Annotated in this window: 12 protein-coding genes and 1 pseudogene; 11 read left to right on the top strand and 2 right to left on the bottom strand. The window is 67.9% G+C overall.

The genetic code is table 11. The features are described 5' to 3' along the window. The 7 genes from QMZ25_RS05920 to QMZ25_RS05890 form a co-directional block, all read left to right on the top strand. The coding region (locus QMZ25_RS05920) for a DUF2339 domain-containing protein (RefSeq protein WP_283219266.1) at positions 1-2,371 on the top strand (2,371 nt) is incomplete at its 5' end. Continuing rightward, positions 2,368-3,741 (top strand): DUF3999 domain-containing protein, encoded by a 1,374-nt coding sequence (locus QMZ25_RS05915; protein ID WP_283219265.1) that lies wholly within the window; start codon positions 2,368-2,370, stop codon positions 3,739-3,741. The genes QMZ25_RS05920 and QMZ25_RS05915, both read left to right, overlap by 4 nt. A 123-nt stretch (positions 3,742-3,864) precedes the next feature. Next, positions 3,865-5,040, top strand: coding sequence for a phosphoglycerate kinase (locus tag QMZ25_RS05910; RefSeq protein ID WP_283219264.1), 1,176 nt, complete (start codon positions 3,865-3,867; stop codon positions 5,038-5,040). Beyond that, positions 5,037-5,723: an HAD hydrolase-like protein gene (locus QMZ25_RS05905; RefSeq protein WP_283219263.1), complete on the top strand. Its 687-nt coding sequence runs from the start codon at positions 5,037-5,039 to the stop codon at positions 5,721-5,723. The genes QMZ25_RS05910 and QMZ25_RS05905 overlap by 4 nt, the downstream gene beginning before the upstream one ends. Before the next feature lie 215 nt (positions 5,724-5,938). Further along, a complete protein-coding gene (pyk, locus tag QMZ25_RS05900) occupies positions 5,939-7,405 on the top strand; it encodes a pyruvate kinase (protein ID WP_065175757.1) in 1,467 nt (488 codons plus the stop codon). 166 nt (positions 7,406-7,571) lie between these two features. Then, complete coding sequence (locus tag QMZ25_RS05895; protein WP_053518502.1) at positions 7,572-8,576, top strand: class I fructose-bisphosphate aldolase; 1,005 nt, start codon at positions 7,572-7,574, stop codon at positions 8,574-8,576. Between the two features lie 130 nt (positions 8,577-8,706). Further along, a complete protein-coding gene (locus tag QMZ25_RS05890; RefSeq protein ID WP_065175758.1) occupies positions 8,707-9,846 on the top strand; it encodes an ABC transporter substrate-binding protein in 1,140 nt (379 codons plus the stop codon). Between the two features lie 74 nt (positions 9,847-9,920). Here QMZ25_RS05890 and QMZ25_RS05885 read toward each other — a convergent pair whose 3' ends face one another. Together QMZ25_RS05885 and cysK are read right to left on the bottom strand one after the other, a co-directional pair. Beyond that, positions 9,921-10,520 (bottom strand): O-acetyl-ADP-ribose deacetylase, encoded by a 600-nt coding sequence (locus tag QMZ25_RS05885; RefSeq protein ID WP_053517092.1) that lies wholly within the window; start codon positions 10,518-10,520, stop codon positions 9,921-9,923. A gap of 273 nt (positions 10,521-10,793) precedes the next feature. Next, positions 10,794-11,753 (bottom strand): cysteine synthase A, encoded by a 960-nt coding sequence (gene cysK, locus QMZ25_RS05880; protein ID WP_277381044.1) that lies wholly within the window; start codon positions 11,751-11,753, stop codon positions 10,794-10,796. 206 nt (positions 11,754-11,959) lie between these two features. Here cysK and QMZ25_RS05875 point away from each other — a divergent pair, with 206 nt between their 5' ends. The 4 genes and pseudogenes from QMZ25_RS05875 to QMZ25_RS05860 all read left to right on the top strand — a co-directional run. After that, positions 11,960-12,943 (top strand): LysR family transcriptional regulator, encoded by a 984-nt coding sequence (locus QMZ25_RS05875; RefSeq protein WP_283219262.1) that lies wholly within the window; start codon positions 11,960-11,962, stop codon positions 12,941-12,943. Between the two features lie 351 nt (positions 12,944-13,294). Next, positions 13,295-14,401, top strand: coding sequence for an efflux RND transporter periplasmic adaptor subunit (locus QMZ25_RS05870; RefSeq protein WP_283219261.1), 1,107 nt, complete (start codon positions 13,295-13,297; stop codon positions 14,399-14,401). Continuing rightward, positions 14,398-17,523, top strand: coding sequence for an efflux RND transporter permease subunit (locus QMZ25_RS05865; protein WP_065181659.1), 3,126 nt, complete (start codon positions 14,398-14,400; stop codon positions 17,521-17,523). The genes QMZ25_RS05870 and QMZ25_RS05865 overlap by 4 nt, the downstream gene beginning before the upstream one ends. Further along, positions 17,516-17,911, top strand: a pseudogene (locus QMZ25_RS05860) (hypothetical protein); the annotation flags it as partial. The gene QMZ25_RS05865 and the pseudogene QMZ25_RS05860, both read left to right, overlap by 8 nt.

The raw sequence follows: 17,911 nt of genomic DNA, 5'->3' as shown, positions 1-17,911 counted from the left end.
GCCGCCACCACCACCGCTGCCGGCCACGCCGCCCCCGCCTGCGCCGCCGGTCGAGCCGGCCGGGCCGGGCTTCTTCGAGCGTGGCATCGGCGCCGTCAAACGCTGGTTCACCGAGGGCAACGTGCCGGTCAAGATCGGCATGCTGGTGCTGCTGGCCGGTGTTGCCGCGCTGCTGAAGTACGTCAGTGACCAGGGCTGGCTGGTGCTCCCGGTCGAACTCCGGCTGGCGGCCGTCACCGCTGGTGCGCTGGGCCTGCTGGCCTTCGGCTGGCATCAGCGCGAACGCCGGCGCCTGTTCGCGCTGGCCCTGCAGGGCGGCGCCATCGGTGTGCTGCTGCTGACCATCTTCGCGGCATTCAAGCGTTTTGAACTGCTTGCGCCGGGATTTGCGTTCGCCAGTTCGATCGCGCTGGTCGCCGGCCTGTGCGTGCTGGCAGTGCTGCAGAACTCGCGCACCCTGGCGGTGCTGGGCATCCTGGCGGGCTTCATGGCCCCGCTGTGGCTGTCGACCGGCAGTGGCAACCATGTCGGCCTCTTCAGCTACTACGCAGTGCTCAACGCCGGCATCTTCGCCATCGCCTGGTTCCGTCCGTGGCGCGCGCTGAACCTGCTGGGCTTCGCGTTCACCTTCGGTATCGGCACGCTCTGGGGCGTGCTTCAGTACAGGGCCGAGAAGTTCTCCAGCACCGAACCGTTCCTGCTGCTGTTCTTCGCCTTCTATCTGCTGATTCCCCTGCTGTACGCGCGCAGGCAGCCTGCCGGTCGCCGCGATCTGGTCGATGGCAGCCTGGTGTTCGGCACGCCGTTGATCGCCTTCTCGCTGCAGGCGGCGATGCTGCACGAACAGCCGATGACACTGGCACTGTGCGCGCTGGGCCTGGCGGTGATCTACGCGGTGCTGGCGCGTGCCTTGATCGCCCGGGCCTCGTATACGGTGCTGGCGCAGTCGCACGCGGTGCTGGCGGTGGGTTTCGCCACGCTGGCCGTGCCGCTGGCCTTGTCCGCCCGTGCCACCGGTGCGGTGTTCGCGCTGGAAGGTGCCGGGCTGGCCTGGCTCGGTCTGCGCCAGAGGCGCTGGCTGCCACAGGTGTCCGCTGCGCTGCTGCAGATGGCGGCGGCATTCGCCTTCGTGGCAGGTGGCAACCACTGGCACGAGGACGGGCGCCTGCTGCTCAATCCCACCGCGATCGGTGCGTTGCTGCTGGCCGTGGCGGGGTTGGCGTCGGCGTGGAGCTACCAGCGCCGGGCACGTCATGAGATCGCCCTGGTCTACTACCTGTGGGGCCTGCTGTGGTGGCTCGGCGGCTGGGTGCACGAGATCGGTCGTTTCCTCGCGCATGCCTCGCAGGCCGATGCACTGCTGGTGCTGGCGGCGGCGACCGCCTGGCTGGCAGCCGAGGTGCAGCGCCGGCAACCGGCACGTGCGCTGGGGATGACCGCACTGGCGATGCTGGCGATGGCGTTCCCATTGGCATTGGCGCAAAGCCATGCACACCAGCAACCGTTCGCGGGCCACGGCGCCCTGGCATGGGCGCTGTTCGCCGTGCTGGGGGTGCGCACGTTGCTGTGCCTGCGCCAGGGCGGCGACACGGTGGCGCGCATCGCCCAGTTCCTGTGGTGGCTGCTGTGGCCATCGCTGCTTTCGCTGCTGGCCCTGTGGGGAGGCGGCGAGGCTGGCCTGGCACAGGGCTGGACGTTGTTGCTGGTGACGCTGCCTTGGTTGCTGCTGGCCGCCCTGTCACTGTGGCGCTGGGGTTGGCTGCGCTGGCCGCTGGGCCCGGCATTCGATGCCGCACGCGTGCCGCTGCAGTGCGTGCTGTTCGCGCTGCTGGCGACCGGATGGCTGCTGGGCCAGCTGCTGCCGGGCACTGCGGCACCGCTGCCGTGGCTGCCGGTGCTGAACCCGGCCGAGATGGGGCAGTGGCTGAGCCTGTTGCTGCTGGCGCGCTGGCTGTACAGCGATGTGGCACCGCCCGCGCTGCGCAGGCTGCGCCTGCCGGTGCTGGCACTGGCGGGCTTCATCGCCCTGACCAGCCTGGTCCTGCATGGCGTGCACCACTGGGGGGGACTGGCCTGGAGTACGTCGATGGCGCGCTACAGCTTGGCCCAGACCAGCCTGACCGTGCTGTGGAGCGTGCTCGGCGTGATCGCCTGGGTGTGGGGCTCGCGTCGTGGCCAGCGTGTGTTGTGGATGGTCGGCGCGGTGCTGATGGGCGTGGTCCTGGCCAAGCTGGTTCTCATCGACCGCCAGCACCTGGGCAACCTGCTCGGGATCGCATCGTTCATCGCCTATGGCCTGCTGTGTACGGTCGTCGGTTATCTGGCACCGGCGCCACCGGGCGCGGTGCCATCCGTGGAGGAAAACCAATGAGAATGTGGAGCAGGGTGGTGGTGCCGGCGATGCTGGGCCTGTTCGCCACCATGGCCGTACACGCGTCCGACTACCGCACGCAGTACGCCGAGCAGTGGCCGCTGACGCTGTCCAGTGCGCAGTCCGGCGCCTATCGGGTGGTGCTGGAACCGGCGATCTACCGCCGTGCAGGCGCAGCAGACCTGGGTGACCTGCAGGTGTTCAACGCGGCCGGACAGGCCCTGCCGTCGGCATTGCTGGCACCCGACGCGCCGCTGGCACAGCCGCCGGTGCAGCGCGAGCTGCCCTGGTTCGCACTGCCGCCGCTGGCCGATGCGCAACGCAACGACCTGCAGTTGCTGACCGAGCGCGATACCGACGGCCGTGTGCGCCGGGTCGAAGCGCGTGTCGGCGCCGGAACGGTGAACGGGCAGGGCGGCTGGCTGATCGATGCCAGCGTGCTCGGCCAGCAGCCGCTGGCGGCGCTGGTGCTGGATTGGGCCGACAGTGGCCAGCCGCTGCAGGCGCAGGTGCAGCTTGATGCCAGCGATGACCTGCAGCATTGGCGCTCCATCGGTCGGGACATTCCGCTGGTTGACCTGCAGCGCGCCGGCAAACGATTGCTGCAGCGACGCCTGCAGGTTGACGGCAATGCGCGCTATCTGCGCGTGCTGCCGCAGGGCGACGCGCGACTGCCTGCCCTGCATGGCGTGCTCGCCGAGCTTCCGCCGGCACCGGCGACGTTGCCGTGGGAATGGCTGTCACTGACGCCGACAGCGCAGGGCAAGGGCGAATACACCTTCGAATTGGACGGCCGTTTCCCGATCGCGCGCGCCGATGTCGCCAGTACCGACAACAGCCTGGTGCAGTGGACGCTGTTCAGCCGCGACGATGAAGGCGCGGAGTGGCAACGACGCAGTGCACCGTGGATCGCCTATCAGCTGCAGCAGGGAACGCAGGGCCCGCGTCAGCAGTCGGCGGCGCAGGTGCTGGGCGATGTGCACCGCGACCGCTACTGGAAGCTGGTGGCAAGCCCGGCGGAGATCGCCGGCGCCCCCACCCTGCGCCTGGGCTACCAGCCGGAAGTGATGGTGTTCCTGAGCCAGGGCGCTGCGCCCTATGCACTGGCGGTGGGCAGCGCGACGGCGCGCCGCGCGGAGGCGCCGATCGGGGTGCTGATCGAGGAACTTCGCCAGCGCAACGATCCGGCCTGGCAGCCGACGCTGGCACGCCTGGAGGGCCGTCCCGAGCCGCTGGCCGGAGACGCAGCGCTGGAACCGAAGCGGGACTGGAAGGCCTGGCTGCTGTGGGCGCTGCTGGGCGTGGGGGTCCTGGTCGTGGGCGGTCTGGCGGTCAGCCTGCTCAGGCAGAAGCCTTCGCCTTCGGCGTAGATCCCGATGAATCCCGGCCGCGCATGGAGCGGCGCTGCGGCCGGCGCCATCCGTTCTGCCGCAGCCGATACAATGACGGTCTGCCGAATGCCGGCACCCCGTCCCTGAGCCCAAGAGTTGCCCATGTCCATCGTCCGCATGACCGACCTCGACCTCTCCGGCAAGCGCGTGCTGATCCGCCAGGATCTGAACGTGCCGATCGAGAATAGCCGCATCACTTCCGAACAGCGCATCACCGCTTCGCTGCCGACGCTCAAGCGCGCACTGGAGCAGGGCGCGGCGGTGATGGTCACCTCGCACCTGGGCCGGCCGAAGGAAGGCGTGTGGAGCGAAGCCGATTCGCTGGCACCGGTTGCCGCACGCCTGTCCGAACTGCTGGGTCGCGAGGTGCCGCTGGTGCGCGACTGGATCGACGGCGTCGAGGTGCAGCCGGGGCAGCTGGTGTTGCTGGAAAACTGCCGGATGAACGTCGGCGAGGGCAAGGATGACGAAGCCCTGTCGAAGAAGTACGCCGCGCTGTGCGATGTGTTCGTGATGGATGCCTTCGGTACCGCGCACCGCGCGCAGGCGTCCACCCATGGCGTGATCCGTTTCGCCCCGGTCGCCGCGGGTGGCCCGCTGCTGATGGCCGAGCTGGATGCCCTGGCGCAGGCGCTGGACGCACCGGCCAAGCCGCTGCTGGCCATCGTGGCCGGCAGCAAGGTCAGCACCAAGCTGGAACTGCTGGCCAATCTGGTGGGCAAGGTCGACCAGCTGATCGTGGGGGGCGGCATCGCCAACACCTTCATCGCGGCTGCCGGCTACAAGGTCGGCAAGTCGCTGTACGAGCCGGACCTGCTGGACACCGCCCGGAAGATCGTTGCCGACGCCAAGGCGCGCGGGGCCGAGATTCCGCTTCCGGTGGACGTGGTCACGGCCAAGCAGTTCCTGCCCGACGCCATTGCCGAAGTGAAGGCCGTGGATGCGGTCGCCGAAGATGATCTGATCCTGGACATCGGTCCGCAGACCGCTGCCCAGTACGCGCAGCTGATTGCGAATGCCGGCACCGTGGTCTGGAACGGCCCTGTCGGCGTGTTCGAGTTTGAAGCCTTCAGCAAGGGAACCGAAGCGCTGGCGCGTGCCATCGCCACGTCCCCGGCATTCTCCATCGCCGGCGGTGGCGACACCCTGGCAGCGGTCGACAAGTTCGACATCGCCAAGGACGTGAGCTACATCTCCACCGGTGGCGGCGCGTTCCTGGAATTCCTGGAAGGCAAGACCCTGCCGGCCGTGGCCGCGCTCGCCGCGCGCGGCGCATGAACCCGGACGGCACCCAGGCCGGTTCTGCCCACCCGGCACCGGAAGAACGCGCGACGCTCTTCTTCGACCTGGACGGTACGTTGATCGATTCGCAGGTGGGCATCACCACCTGCATCGCTTATGCGCTGCAGAAGATGGAGCATCCGGTGCCGGCGCGGGAAACCCTGCTGGGCTGGATCGGGCCTTCGCTGCGCACCACGTTCGCGCTGCTGTTCATCGAACCGGCGCGGGTGGAGCAGGCCGTCGGGTACTACCGCGAGCGCTTCGATGCCGAGGGCTGGCGCGAGCACACGGTGTACCCCCAGGTGGAGGACGCCCTGCGCACCTTGCATGCGCGTGGCCACCGCCTGGCGGTGGTCACCGCCAAGAACGAGCCGCACGCGCGCCGGATCCTGGCCCATCTGCCGTTCGGCGGATTGTTCGAGGACATCATCGGCTCGACCCTGGATGGTTCGCGCAGCCACAAGCCCGAGCTGGTCGGCGAAGCGCTGCGCCGGCTGCAGGTGTCGCCCACGCAGTGCTGGATGATCGGCGACCGTCGCATGGATATCGAGGGCGCGCGTCACCACGGCCTGCGCAGCATCGGTGTGCTGTGGGGGTTTGGTGGCGAAGCGGAGCTCACTGAAGCCGGTGCGGGCCAGCTGGCACGCGAACCGGTCCAGCTGACGACACTGTTGGCCTGATGCCTCTTTGACCGGTCGCGGCGTGCCATGGCCAGCGGCTTTGCCCCAAGCCCGCCGGGCATGGCACGACGCGACCGGGCACCCTGCGCCGGCGTATGTCCGGGCGATGTCCGTTACATGTCCCGCAGAGTCAGGCAGCACAAGGTTGTAACCGCATACATGGGGCGTGAAGGATGTGCTAATTTCCGTGCTTTAACGGGAGAGGCCCATTCACCATGTTCGAGCGTCAGCGTCGCACCAAGATCCTAGCCACCCTCGGTCCGGCCACCGATCCGCCGGGCGTGCTGGAGGATCTGTTCCGCGCCGGCGTCAACGTGGTGCGCCTGAACTTCAGCCACGGTGACCCGTCCGGCCAGGCCAAGCGTGCCGCCGACGTGCGCGCCGCCGCACAGCGGGTGGGCGTGGAAGTGGGCATCCTGGCCGACCTGCCGGGCCCGAAGATCCGCATCGAACGCTTTGCCGAAGGCAAGATCCATCTCAAGGCCGGCGACCGTTTCGATCTGGTCGCCTCGCCCAACGCACCGGCCGGCGATGCCACGCAGGTGGGCGTGAGCTACCTCGGCCTGCCGCAGGACGTCGGCCCCGGTGATGTCCTGCTCCTCGATGACGGCCTGATGCAGCTGCAGGTCGTCGAGGTGCAGGGTGAGCGGATCATCAGCACCGTGCTCAACGACGGGGTGCTGTCTGATCGCAAGGGCTTGAACAAGCAGGGCGGTGGCCTGTCGCTGGGCGCGTTGACCGAGCGCGACAAGGAGCTGATCGGGATCGTCGCCAAGATCGGTGTCGACTTCATCGCCGTTTCCTTCTGCCGCAATGCGCAGGACATGAACGATGCCCGCGCGATCGCCGAATCGCACGGCTGCTACGCCGCGCTGGTGTCCAAGATCGAGCGCACCGAAGCGATCGAGAACCTGGAGGAGATCGTCGAGGCCAGTGACGTGGTGATGGTGGCGCGCGGCGACCTCGGCGTGGAAATCGGCGATGCCGAACTGCCGGGCCTGCAGAAGAAGATCATCAAGGCTTCGCTGGCGCAGAACAAGGTGGTGATCACTGCCACCCAGATGCTGCAGTCGATGGTGGAAAGCCCGATCCCGACCCGCGCGGAAGTGCTGGACGTGGCCAACTCGGTGATCGACGGCACCGATGCGGTGATGCTGTCGGCCGAAACCGCTGCCGGTGCGTATCCGGTCAAGGCCGTGGAGGCGATGGCGCGCATCTGCCTGGGCGCCGAGCGCCAGTTCCAGACCGAGACCGACTTCAATGCGTCGCCGCGCAACCTGGAGCGCGCCGACCAGGCCATCGCGATGGCGACCATGTTCCTGTCCCAGCACGTGGGCGTGCGGGCCATCGTGGCCATGACCGAGTCCGGCGGTACCGCGCGCTACCTGTCGCGCTTCCGTGCCAAGGCACCGGTGTTCGCGGTGACCCGCCATGACGGCGCACGCCGGCAGATGGCGCTGATGCGCGATGTGTTTCCGATCAATTTCGACAGCCGTGGCCTGACCCCGCGCGAAGCCGCACGTGGCAGCATCCGCCTGCTGGTCGAATCGGATCTGCTGCAGGCCGGCGATCGGGTGGTGTTCACCAGCGGTGAGCACATGGAAACCCACGGTGCGACCAACACCCTGCGCCTGCTCGAGGTGGGCGAAGACGGTCGCGCCAGCGGTCTGGGCGATCTGTAACCGCTGCGGAACCGGGTCGGAGCCCCACCGGGGCTCTGACCGGAACGCCGCAGGACAGCGCCTGTCCTGAACGGACATTGGAATCGTTTCCAGTCTGGCCTCCACGTCGAGGCCACGGGCTGCGGGGCTATACTTACGTTTTTCCCGCACCCGCCACAGGAAGTACATGAGCATCGAACAGCTGGCTGAAACCGCCCAGGCCATGGTTGCCCCGGGCAAGGGCATCATCGCGATCGACGAATCCACCGGTACCATCGCCAAGCGCTTCGCCGGCGTGGGCATCGAGAACACCGAGGAGAACCGTCGCGCCTATCGCGAACTGCTGCTGACCACGCCGAAGCTCAACGAGCACATTTCCGGCGCCATCCTGTACGACGAAACCATCCGCCAGTCGACCAAGGACGGCGTGCCGTTCGCCAAGTACATGGCCGACCACGGCATGATTCCGGGCATCAAGGTGGACAAGGGTGCGCATCCGCTGGCCGGCTGCCCGGGCGAACTGGTCACCGAAGGCCTGGACGGCCTGCGTGAGCGCCTGCAGGAGTATTACAAGCTGGGGGCGCGCTTTGCCAAGTGGCGTGCGGTCATCAACATCGGCGAGAGCATTCCGTCGGGCACCTGCATCGAATCCAACGCCCATGCGCTGGCCCGCTACGCCGCGCTGTGCCAGGAATGCGGCCTGGTGCCGATGGTCGAGCCGGAAGTGATCATGGACGGCGACCACGACATCGAGACCTGCTACGAAGTCACCGAAGCCACCCTGCGTTCGCTGTTCGACGCCCTGTACCAGCAGAACGTGCTGCTGGAAGGCACCATCCTGAAGGCTTCGATGGTCATCTCGGGCAAGGACTGCGAAGAGCAGGCCGACGTCGAGGAAGTGGCCGAGTCCACCGTGATGTGCCTCAAGAGCACCGTGCCGGCCATCCTGCCGGGCGTGGTGTTCCTGTCCGGCGGCCAGAGCGATGAACAGTCCACCGCCCACCTCAATGCGATGAACCAGCTGGGCAACCTGCCGTGGCCGCTGAGCTTCTCCTACGGCCGTGCCATGCAGCAGGCGGCACTGAAGCTGTGGGCCAAGGATATGAAGGGCAACTACGCCGCCGCGCAGAAGACCGTGTTCGAGCGCGCCAAGGAAAACGGCCTGGCTGCACTGGGCAAGTGGAACGGTTGATCGGTTCCATCGCAGGATGAACAGGGCAACGCCGGCCTCACGCCGGCGTTTGCTTTTGCGGGTATCTTTTCCGCCTCCCGCGGGCCCGGCCGGCCCGGGGGACACACATGGAAGGCCAAGGAGAAAAAACATGCGTTTGGCAGCAATCACGCTGGCCGTTGCTACGGTCCTCGCCGCAGGCGGTTGCAACCGCTCCGGCAGCAATGCGGATGTGGGCAAGGCCCCGTCGCTCGAGTTCGACAAGCCCGTTTCCGGCGAGATCACCTCGCGCAGCGGCATCAATTTCAATGACGGCAGCCACCACCAGCTGTACCAGATCACGCTGGAGGACAAGCAGCTGGTGGGCATGAAGCTGACCGGTGCCCTCAGTGGCTCGATTGCCGTGTTCAACAATGGCAGCCTGGTCGCCAGCAGCCGCACCGGCTATGAGCGCAGCGGGGATGTATCGCTGGCGTTCCGCGCCAACGGTGCCGGCACCTACCAGGTGGCGGTCAACGCCGACAGCCCGACCGCCTACGGCCCTTACCGCCTGCGGGTGGAGAAGCTGGTGCCCTACGACGGCAAGCCCATCGCAGGCAGCGGCGAAGTCGTGGACATGCTGGTTTCCGGATCGCAGGACTACACCCTGCAGGTGGACAAGGCCGGCCTCTATGAGGTCAACCTGTCGTCCGATGCGTTCGATACCGTGCTGAAGCTGAAGGGCGGCGAGATCGACGCGGAGAACGACGATGGCGGTGACAGCACCAATTCGCGCCTGTCGCTGCCGTTGCAGCCCGGCAAGTACACGCTGGGCGTGCGCGGGCTGGACGACGATGCGTCCGGCACCTTCAAGCTGACCGTTGCCCGCACCGAGCTGCCGGGCAACATCGTCGAGCGCGACGGTACCCAACTGCCGCAGTCGGGCAGCGTGTTCACCATGCTCGACAGCGAAGGTCGCCGTCGCTTCCTGCTGACACTGGAGCGTCCGGGCGATGTTCGCCTGGATGCGATCTCCGGTCAGGTGGACACCGTACTGCGTGTGGTCGGCGGTGATGTCGAGCTGGTCGACGACGACGGCGGCAATGGCACCAACGCGCGTCTGCAGGAATCGCTGCCGGCCGGTCATTACACCGTCGATGTTTCCAGCCTCAGCGACGAGCAGGGCCTGGTCGAGGTGCGCGTGCAGATCGATGGCGCCAGCGCTGCCGGCGCCGCGGCGTCGGCGGCCCGCGCAGCGGCGGATGCGGCGGCCGTGCCAGATGACGCCGCAGTCGACGCGGCCAGCCGCTGACGCGTCCAAGGGCACTGCCGCAATGAAAAGGCCGGGCATTGCCCGGCCTTTTCTTCAGTGCCGCCGCCCCGTGTTCAATGCGCGGCAGCGAAGCCGGTATCGCCCAGTGGCGGCAGCAGCGTGCCGCGCACTTCGTTGTCCGCGTTCTGCCCGGCACTGGCCAGGGCCTGCTGATACGCCTTGGCCGTGGCGGTATTGAAAGCAACCAGCACGATCCGCATCGGCTGTGCATGGCTGCGTTGCCACGCCAGGGTTTCCGTCACGGCGATCTGCGCGGCCTGGTACAGCGGATAGCCGTACACGCCACAACTGATGGCCGGGAACGCGATCGACTGCACCCCGAGCGATTCGGCCAGCTGCAGCGATTTCCAGTAGCAGTTGGCCAGCAGCGCGGGTTCATCGCGCAGGCCGTCGTGCCAGACCGGGCCCACCGTGTGCAGCACGTGCCGCGCCGGCAATGCATGGGCGCCGGTGGCGCGCACTTCACCGGTCGGGCAGCGCACGCCTGGGCGCAGTTCCGGCAGTTGCCGGCATTCGGCCAGCAGGCCGGGGCCGGCGGCACGGTGGATCGCACCGTCCACTCCGCCGCCGCCCAGCAGCGATTCATTGGCCGCGTTGACGATCGCATCCACCGCCAGGGTCGTGATGTCGCCCTGCCACACTTCGATCTTCATGCGTCCGTCTCCTGCCTGTCGGATGTTCCGCGCAGTACCTGCGGCGGCTGTACCCAGCGTAGGGGACAGGCCATCGATGCTGCGTCATGACCGTCTCACGCGCTGCGATCCGACGGTCTTCACGCACGATGGCGGTCGCCACCTTCACGCAGGCTGAAGCAGAAAGGGGTCAGAGCCTTTTCCGTATGGAAAAGGCTCTGACCCCATGTTTCCGAGGTGCGCCGGCAGGGTCAGAGCCCTCTCCCGGACGGGAAAGGGATCCGACCCTGTGCATCACGGCAGGCCGGCCAGCCAGTCGTCGTCGGAACCTTCGTTCACGTCGGCGAACAGGGGCGTGGAGAAGTAGCGCTCGCCGGTATCCGGAAGCATCGCCAGGATCACCGAACCCGGCTCGGCGCGGCTGGCCACATCCAGCGCGCTGGCGACCGTGGCGCCGGCGGAGATGCCGACGAAGATCCCTTCCTCGGCGGCCAGCCGGCGCGCGGTGGCGATGGCGCGTTCGTCGTCCACGGTCAGCAGCTCGTCCACCACGTCGCGGTTGAGCACGTCCGGCACGAAGTCCGGCGTCCAGCCCTGGATCTTGTGCGGCTTCCAGTCATCGCCCTTGAGCAGCGCGGCGCCGGCTGGCTCGGTGGCAATGATGCGGGTCTGCGGCCGTGCGACCTTCAGCACCTCGCCGACACCGGTGAGGGTTCCGCCGGTTCCCCAGCCGCTGACGAAATAGTCCAGGCGCCTGCCGGCGAAGTCGCGCAGGATCTCCGCCGCCGTCGTGTTGCGGTGGTAGGCCGGGTTGGCCGGATTGGCGAACTGGCTGGCGAGGAACCAGCCATGCTGTTCGGCCAGTTCGCGCGCCTTGCGCACCATGCCGCTGCCACGTTCCGCCGCCGGGGTCAGGATCACCTTGGCGCCGTAGGCACGCATCAGCTTGCGGCGTTCCACCGAGAACGTCTCGACCATGGTCGCCACGAACTTGTAGCCACGGGCGGCGGCCACCATCGCCAGCGCCACGCCGGTGTTGCCCGAGGTGGCTTCGACGATGGTGTCACCCGGCTTGAGCAGGCCACGGGCCTCGGCGTCGAGGATGATCGCCAGCGCCAGGCGGTCCTTGACCGAGCCGCCGGGATTGAACGACTCGACCTTGGCGTAGAGGCTGACCTGCGGCGGCGCCAGGCGCTGCAGCTTGACGATGGGGGTGTTGCCGACGGTGTCGAGGATGGAGTCGTACAGGGCCATGGAAGCGCTCCGGAGGCGGGGCCGCGCCAGGACGGCGGGCGGAAGAGGGAGGGCTGGCTGTTCACGCCAGCGGCTGCCGGCTGACCGTAGCGCCGGCATATGACGCCCGGAAATGACCAGATGCCTTTCTTAAACAACCTTTGGTTATAAGCTGGTGACGGTAATTGACCCTAGAGTGGACCTCCGCCCCTGCTGCCTGCCCGCCCATGACGCTGACCCAGCTGCGCTATCTGGTCGCCATCGCCGACGCCGAGCTGAACATCACGCTGGCTGCCTCGCGCGTGCACGCCACCCAACCCGGCCTGTCCAAGCAGCTCAAGCAGCTCGAGGACGAGCTGGGCTTCCTGTTGTTCGTACGCAAGGGTCGCAGCCTGGAGTCCGTTACCCCGGCCGGTACCGAGGTGATCTCCCGCGCGCGCGCCGTGCTGGCCGAGGCCAACAACATCCGCACCTACGCGGCCAACCAGCGCCGCGAAAGCCAGGGTCAGCTGATTCTGACCACCACCCATACCCAGGCGCGCTTCGTGCTGCCGCCGGCGGTGGCGGCGATCAAGCAGGCGTATCCGCAGGTCAGCGTGCACCTGCAGCAGGCCGCCGAAGCCGATGCGCTGGATCGGTTGAACCAGGGTGATGCGGACATCGCCATCATCAGTACGGCCGGTGGGGAGCCTGGCGATGGCATCGCCGTACCGTTGTTCCGCTGGCGGCGGCTGGTGGTGGTGCCCAAGGGCCATCCGCTGGATCGCGCGGGCCGCGCACCGGACCTGGCGGCGCTCGCCCGGCAACCCCTGATCAGCTATGAATCGTCCACGCGCCCGAACTCGTCGCTGCAGCGTGCCTTTGCTGCCAACGGGCTGGTTCCGGATCTGGCGCTGACTGCGCTGGACGCCGATCTGATCAAGACCTATGTGCGTACCGGCCTGGGTGTGGGCCTGCTGGCCGAAATGGCGGTCAGTTCCCTCGACGAAGACCTCAAGGCATGGCCGGCACCCGCTCCGATCGCCGAGTGCATCGCCTGGGCGGTGCTGCCGCGTGACCGCGTGCTGCGCGATTACGCGCTGGAGCTGGTGCATGTGTTGGCGCCGCAGATCGATCCGCGCGCCCTGCGCCGGGTACTGGACGGCAACCAGGTGGCCGCGTGGCCGCTGCCGCCGACCTGGGAATCGCTGACCCAGACCATCACGGTGTGAGGGGGCTCGGGCAGGGCTGCGCCCTGCACCTGCGAAGAACTGGCCCAACAGCAACAACGCGGCCAGGCCCCGATGGATCGGCCGGGGAGAGGAACAACCGGATCGGATCCCCGCCAGGATCCGACCCGGTCCGACGCCCTCCGCCGGACCTGTCCGACTCTACGGCAGCGGCGCGCCCAGCGGCCACCCGGATACATCCCGACATACGCCGACACCGCCGCACAGACCCTTGCATGGAACGGGTTCAGGCCGCTATCGCGACGCCGGTTCCACGCCGGTAAACGCTTGGCATATACCGCCTTCGCGGGGGGATGCCTACACTCGGCGGCCGTGCATCAATCAGGACCGTTCATGTTGGCTCGTATCGCTTCGACCCTGGCCCTTGGCCTCAGCCTGGCTGTCCTGGCCGGGTGCGCAGGCAAACAGGAGGCCGCCGCGCGACGGCAGGGGGAAGCGGTGCCGGTCACCGCGCAGATCGTACAGCCCACGCAATGGAACGACACCCTGCAGGCACTGGGTACGGCCAAGGCGCGGGAGTCGATCAGCATCACCGCCAAGGTCAGCGAGATCGTGGAGAAGGTGCACTTCGAAAGCGGCCAGCAGATCGCTGCGGGTGCGCCGATCGTGACTCTGCGTGGCCAGGCCCAGGAAGCGGCGCTGGTGCAGGCGCAGGCCACCTTCCACGAGGCCGACCAGCTGTACCGCCGGCAGCGCGAACTGGCCACGCAGCGGCTGGTGTCCAGCGCCACGCTGGATACGCAGAAGTCGATCCGCGATGCCGCCGAGGCCCGTGTCGCGCAGATGCAGGCCGACATCGGCGACCGTCGTGTGCGTGCGCCGTTCGCAGGCGTGCTGGGTATCCGCCAGGTCAGCCCTGGCACGCTGCTGACGCCGACCACGGTGATTGCCACCCTGGACGACATCGAGCGCATGCACGTCGATTTCCAGGTGCCCGAAGTGGAACTGGCCGCGCTTTCGGCGGGCGACAAGGTCAGCGCGACCAGCGTCGCGTGGCCGGGGCGCACGTTCGAAGGAGAGGTCACCACCATCGATGCACGTATCGACCCGGCCACCCGCGCGGTGACCGTGCGGGCCAACTTCGCCAACGCCGACCATGCGCTGCGCCCGGGCATGCTGCTCGATGTGCGCCTGTTCCGCCCCGAGCGCCCGGCGCTGGTGATCCCGGAGATCGCGGTGGTGCAGGTGGGCCGTGACAGTTTCGTGTACCGCATCGGCGCCGACGACAGCGTCGAGCGCGTGGACGTGGTCACCGGCGCGCGCCGTGCCGGCGTGGTCGAGATCAAGCAGGGGCTGGCGGCCGGCCAGCGCATCGTGGTCGACGGCACCGGCAAGCTGCGCCCGGGTCTGAAGGTGGCGGCCCGTGATGCGGCGCCGGCCAGCGGTGCCAAGCCTGCCGATGCGCCTGCGCCGGTCGCGACCGAGGAACACGGCGGATGAAGCTGTCCGACGTTTCCATCCAGCGGCCGGTGTTCGCCGTAGTGATGAGCCTGCTGCTGCTGGTGCTGGGCATCATGTCCTTCACCCGCCTCACGCTGCGCGAACTGCCGGCCATCGACCCGCCCATCGTGTCGGTCTCGGTCGACTACACCGGTGCCTCGGCAGCGGTCATCGAAAGCCGGATCACCCAGGTGCTGGAAGATGCGCTCGCCGGCATCGAAGGCATCGATACCATCAACGCGCGCAGCACCAACGGCCGCTCGCAGGTCAGCATCGAGTTCACCTCCAACCGCGATATCGAGGCCGCGGCCAATGACGTGCGCGATGCCGTCAGCCGGGTTGCCGACCGCATGCCGGAAGAGGCGCGCCCGCCGGAGATCGCCAAGGTCGAGAGCGATGCCGATCCGATCATCTGGTTCAACATGGTCTCCTCGACCATGGATACGCTGGAGCTGAGCGACTACGCCGACCGCTATGTGGTCGACCGCTTTTCCAGCCTCGATGGCGTCGCCCAGGTCCGTATCGGTGGTCGCCAGCGCTATGCGATGCGCATCTGGCTGGACCGCGATCAGCTGGCCGCGCGTGGACTGACCACCGGTGATGTGGAAACCGCGCTGCGCAACGAGAACGTGGAACTGCCCGCCGGGCGCATCGAATCCACCGACCGCGATTTCACCCTGCGCGTGGAACGCAATTACATCAAGCCCGAAGACTTCGCGACCATCCCGCTGGGCAAGGGCAGCGACGGTTACGTCGTGCGCATGGGCGACGTGGCGAAGATCGAGCTGGCGTCGGCCGAGCGCCGCGCCTATTACCGCAGCAATGGCGAGCCGGGCATCGGCCTGGGCATCGTCAAGACCTCCACCGCGAACTCGCTGGACGTCGCGCGCACCGCGCGCGCCGAAGCCGAGCGGGTCGCGTTGACGCTGCCCAAGGGCACGCAGATCTTCGTTGCCTTCGACAACACCACCTTCATCGAAGCGGCCGTCGATCGCGTCTATGCCACATTGGTGGAGGCGATGATCCTGGTGCTGGCGGTGATCTGGCTGTTCCTCGGCAGCTTCCGCGCAGCGCTGATTCCGGCCGTGACGGTACCGGTGTGCCTGGTGGCCGCATTCATCGCACTGTACGCGTTCGATTTCTCGATCAACCTGCTGACATTGCTGGCGCTGGTGCTGTGCATCGGCCTGGTGGTCGACGATGCGATCGTGGTGGTGGAGAACGTGCAGCGCCGGATCGATCTGGGTGAGCCGCCGCTGGTGGCGTCCAAGCGCGGTACCACGCAGGTGGCCTTCGCGGTGATCGCGACCACCGCGGTGCTGGTGGCGGTGTTCCTGCCGGTCGGTTTCCTCGAGGGCAACACCGGGCGCCTGTTCCGCGAGCTGGCGGTGGCGCTGGCCGCGGCCGTGGCGCTGTCCGCGTTCGTGGCGTTGACGCTGACACCGATGATGGCCTCCAAACTGCTCAAGCCGCATACCGGGCAGGCGCCGCGTGGCCTGCATGGCTTCGTCAACCGCAACCTGGAGCGGCTGGCCGGCGCCTATGGCCGCATCCTGCAGCGCCACGTCGATCGCACCTGGATCTACCTGCTGGTGATGGCGGCGGCATTGGCTGCCAGCTGGCTGCTGATCAAGGTGCTGCCCTCGGAACTGGCGCCAGCCGAAGACCGTGGCTCGTTCCAGATCATGATCGACGGCCCGGAAGGCGCAGGCTACGACTACACCGTGCAGCAGGTGCAGCAGGTCGAAGCGATGCTGGCGCCCCACGTCGGAGCGGACAAGCCGATCGTGCGCGCCAACCCGCGCGTGCCCGGTGGCTGGGGCGCAAGCGAGGAAATGCACACCGGCCGGGTGAGCATCTTCCTGCAGCCGTGGCGCCAGCGCAGCGAAGGCACCCCGGAGGTCGCCAATGAGCTGCAGAAGGAGCTGGACACCATCCAGGGCGTGCGCGTGCGCACGCAGGTCGGCGGTGGCCTGGTCCGCAGCGGCGGCCAGCCCTTCCAGATCGTGCTGGGAGGCCCGGAGTACGCCGAGATCGCGCAGTGGCGCGACCGCATCCTGCTGCGCATGGCCGACAATCCCGGCCTGGTCGGCCCCGACTCGGACTACAAGGAAACCCGCCCGCAGATGCGGGTGAACATCGACCGCCAGCGGGCGGCCGACCTGGGCGTGCCGGTCACCGCAATCGGCTCGGCGCTGGAAACGATGATGGGCTCGCGTCGCGTCACCACCTTCGTCGACAACGGCGAAGAGTACGACGTGCTGGTCCAGGCGGGCCGCGACGGCCGCGCCACGCCGGCCGATCTGGCCGCGATCCGCGTGCGTGCCACCTCCGGTGAGCTGGTGCCCTTGTCGAACCTGGTCACCCTGAGCGAGGTTGCCGAGGCAGGCACCTTGAACCGCTTCAACCGCCTGCGCTCGATCACCATCAGCGCAGGCCTTGCGCCGGGCTACCCGTTGGGCGAGGCCATTGCCTGGGCACAGAACGTCGCGCGCGAGGAGCTGCCGCAGTACGCGCAGGTGAACTGGAAGGGCGAGTCGCGCGAGTACCAGAGCGCGGGCGGTGCGGTCCTGCTGACCTTCGCCATGGCCCTGCTGGTGGTGTACCTGGTGCTGGCCGCACAGTTCGAGAGCTTCATCCATCCGCTGACGATCATGCTGACGGTACCGCTGGGCGTGCTCGGCGCGCTGGTCGGCCTGTGGTTGAGCGGGGGCACAGTGAACCTGTTCAGCCAGATCGGCATCGTGATGCTGGTCGGCCTGGCGGCGAAGAACGGCATCCTGATCGTCGAGTTCGCCAACCAGCTGCGTGACGACGGCCGCAGCGTGCGCGAGGCCATCATCGAATCATCGATGGTGCGCCTGCGTCCGATCCTGATGACGTCCATCGCCACCGTGGTCGGCGCGATTCCGCTGGTGGTGGCCGGTGGACCGGGTTCGGCGAGCCGTGGCACGATCGGTATCGTGATCATCTTCGGCGTCACCCTGTCCACCTTCCTGTCGCTGTTCGTGGTGCCGGCGTTCTACGCACGGCTGGCCCCGTACACGCGCTCGCCGGAAGCAGTGAAGCGCGAGCTGGAAAAGCAGGAAGCAGCGTCGCCCTCGGTGGGCGGGCATGCCTGACCGTCGCGCCGACGGGGGCGGATCCCTTTCCCTGCAGGAAAGGGCCCCGACCCCAGTGCTGCGCGGCGACGGTTTCCAGCTGCGTCCATGGCGCGGCTGCGACCTCGAATCGCTGCTGCGTCATGCCAACGATGCCGAGGTGTCACGCGGCCTGCGCGATCGCTTCCCCTATCCCTACACACGTGAGGACGGTGAGGCGTTCCTTGCCGGTCGCGTGTTGACCCCGGGCACCCTGGCACTGGCCATCGAGATCGACGGCCAGGCCTGCGGCAGTATCGGTGCCCAGCCGGGCGTGGCCGAGCGTGGGCATACCGCCGAGCTGGCATGCCTGGCGATCTGCTCGTCCATGCTGGGCGCGGATCTGGAAATGAGCGAGCTGCGGCGCAAG

This window comes from Stenotrophomonas sp. RS-48 (assembly GCF_030053245.1).
Lineage (GTDB): Bacteria > Pseudomonadota > Gammaproteobacteria > Xanthomonadales > Xanthomonadaceae > Stenotrophomonas > Stenotrophomonas maltophilia_P.
This window is presented reverse-complemented; position numbering and strand designations above follow the sequence as displayed.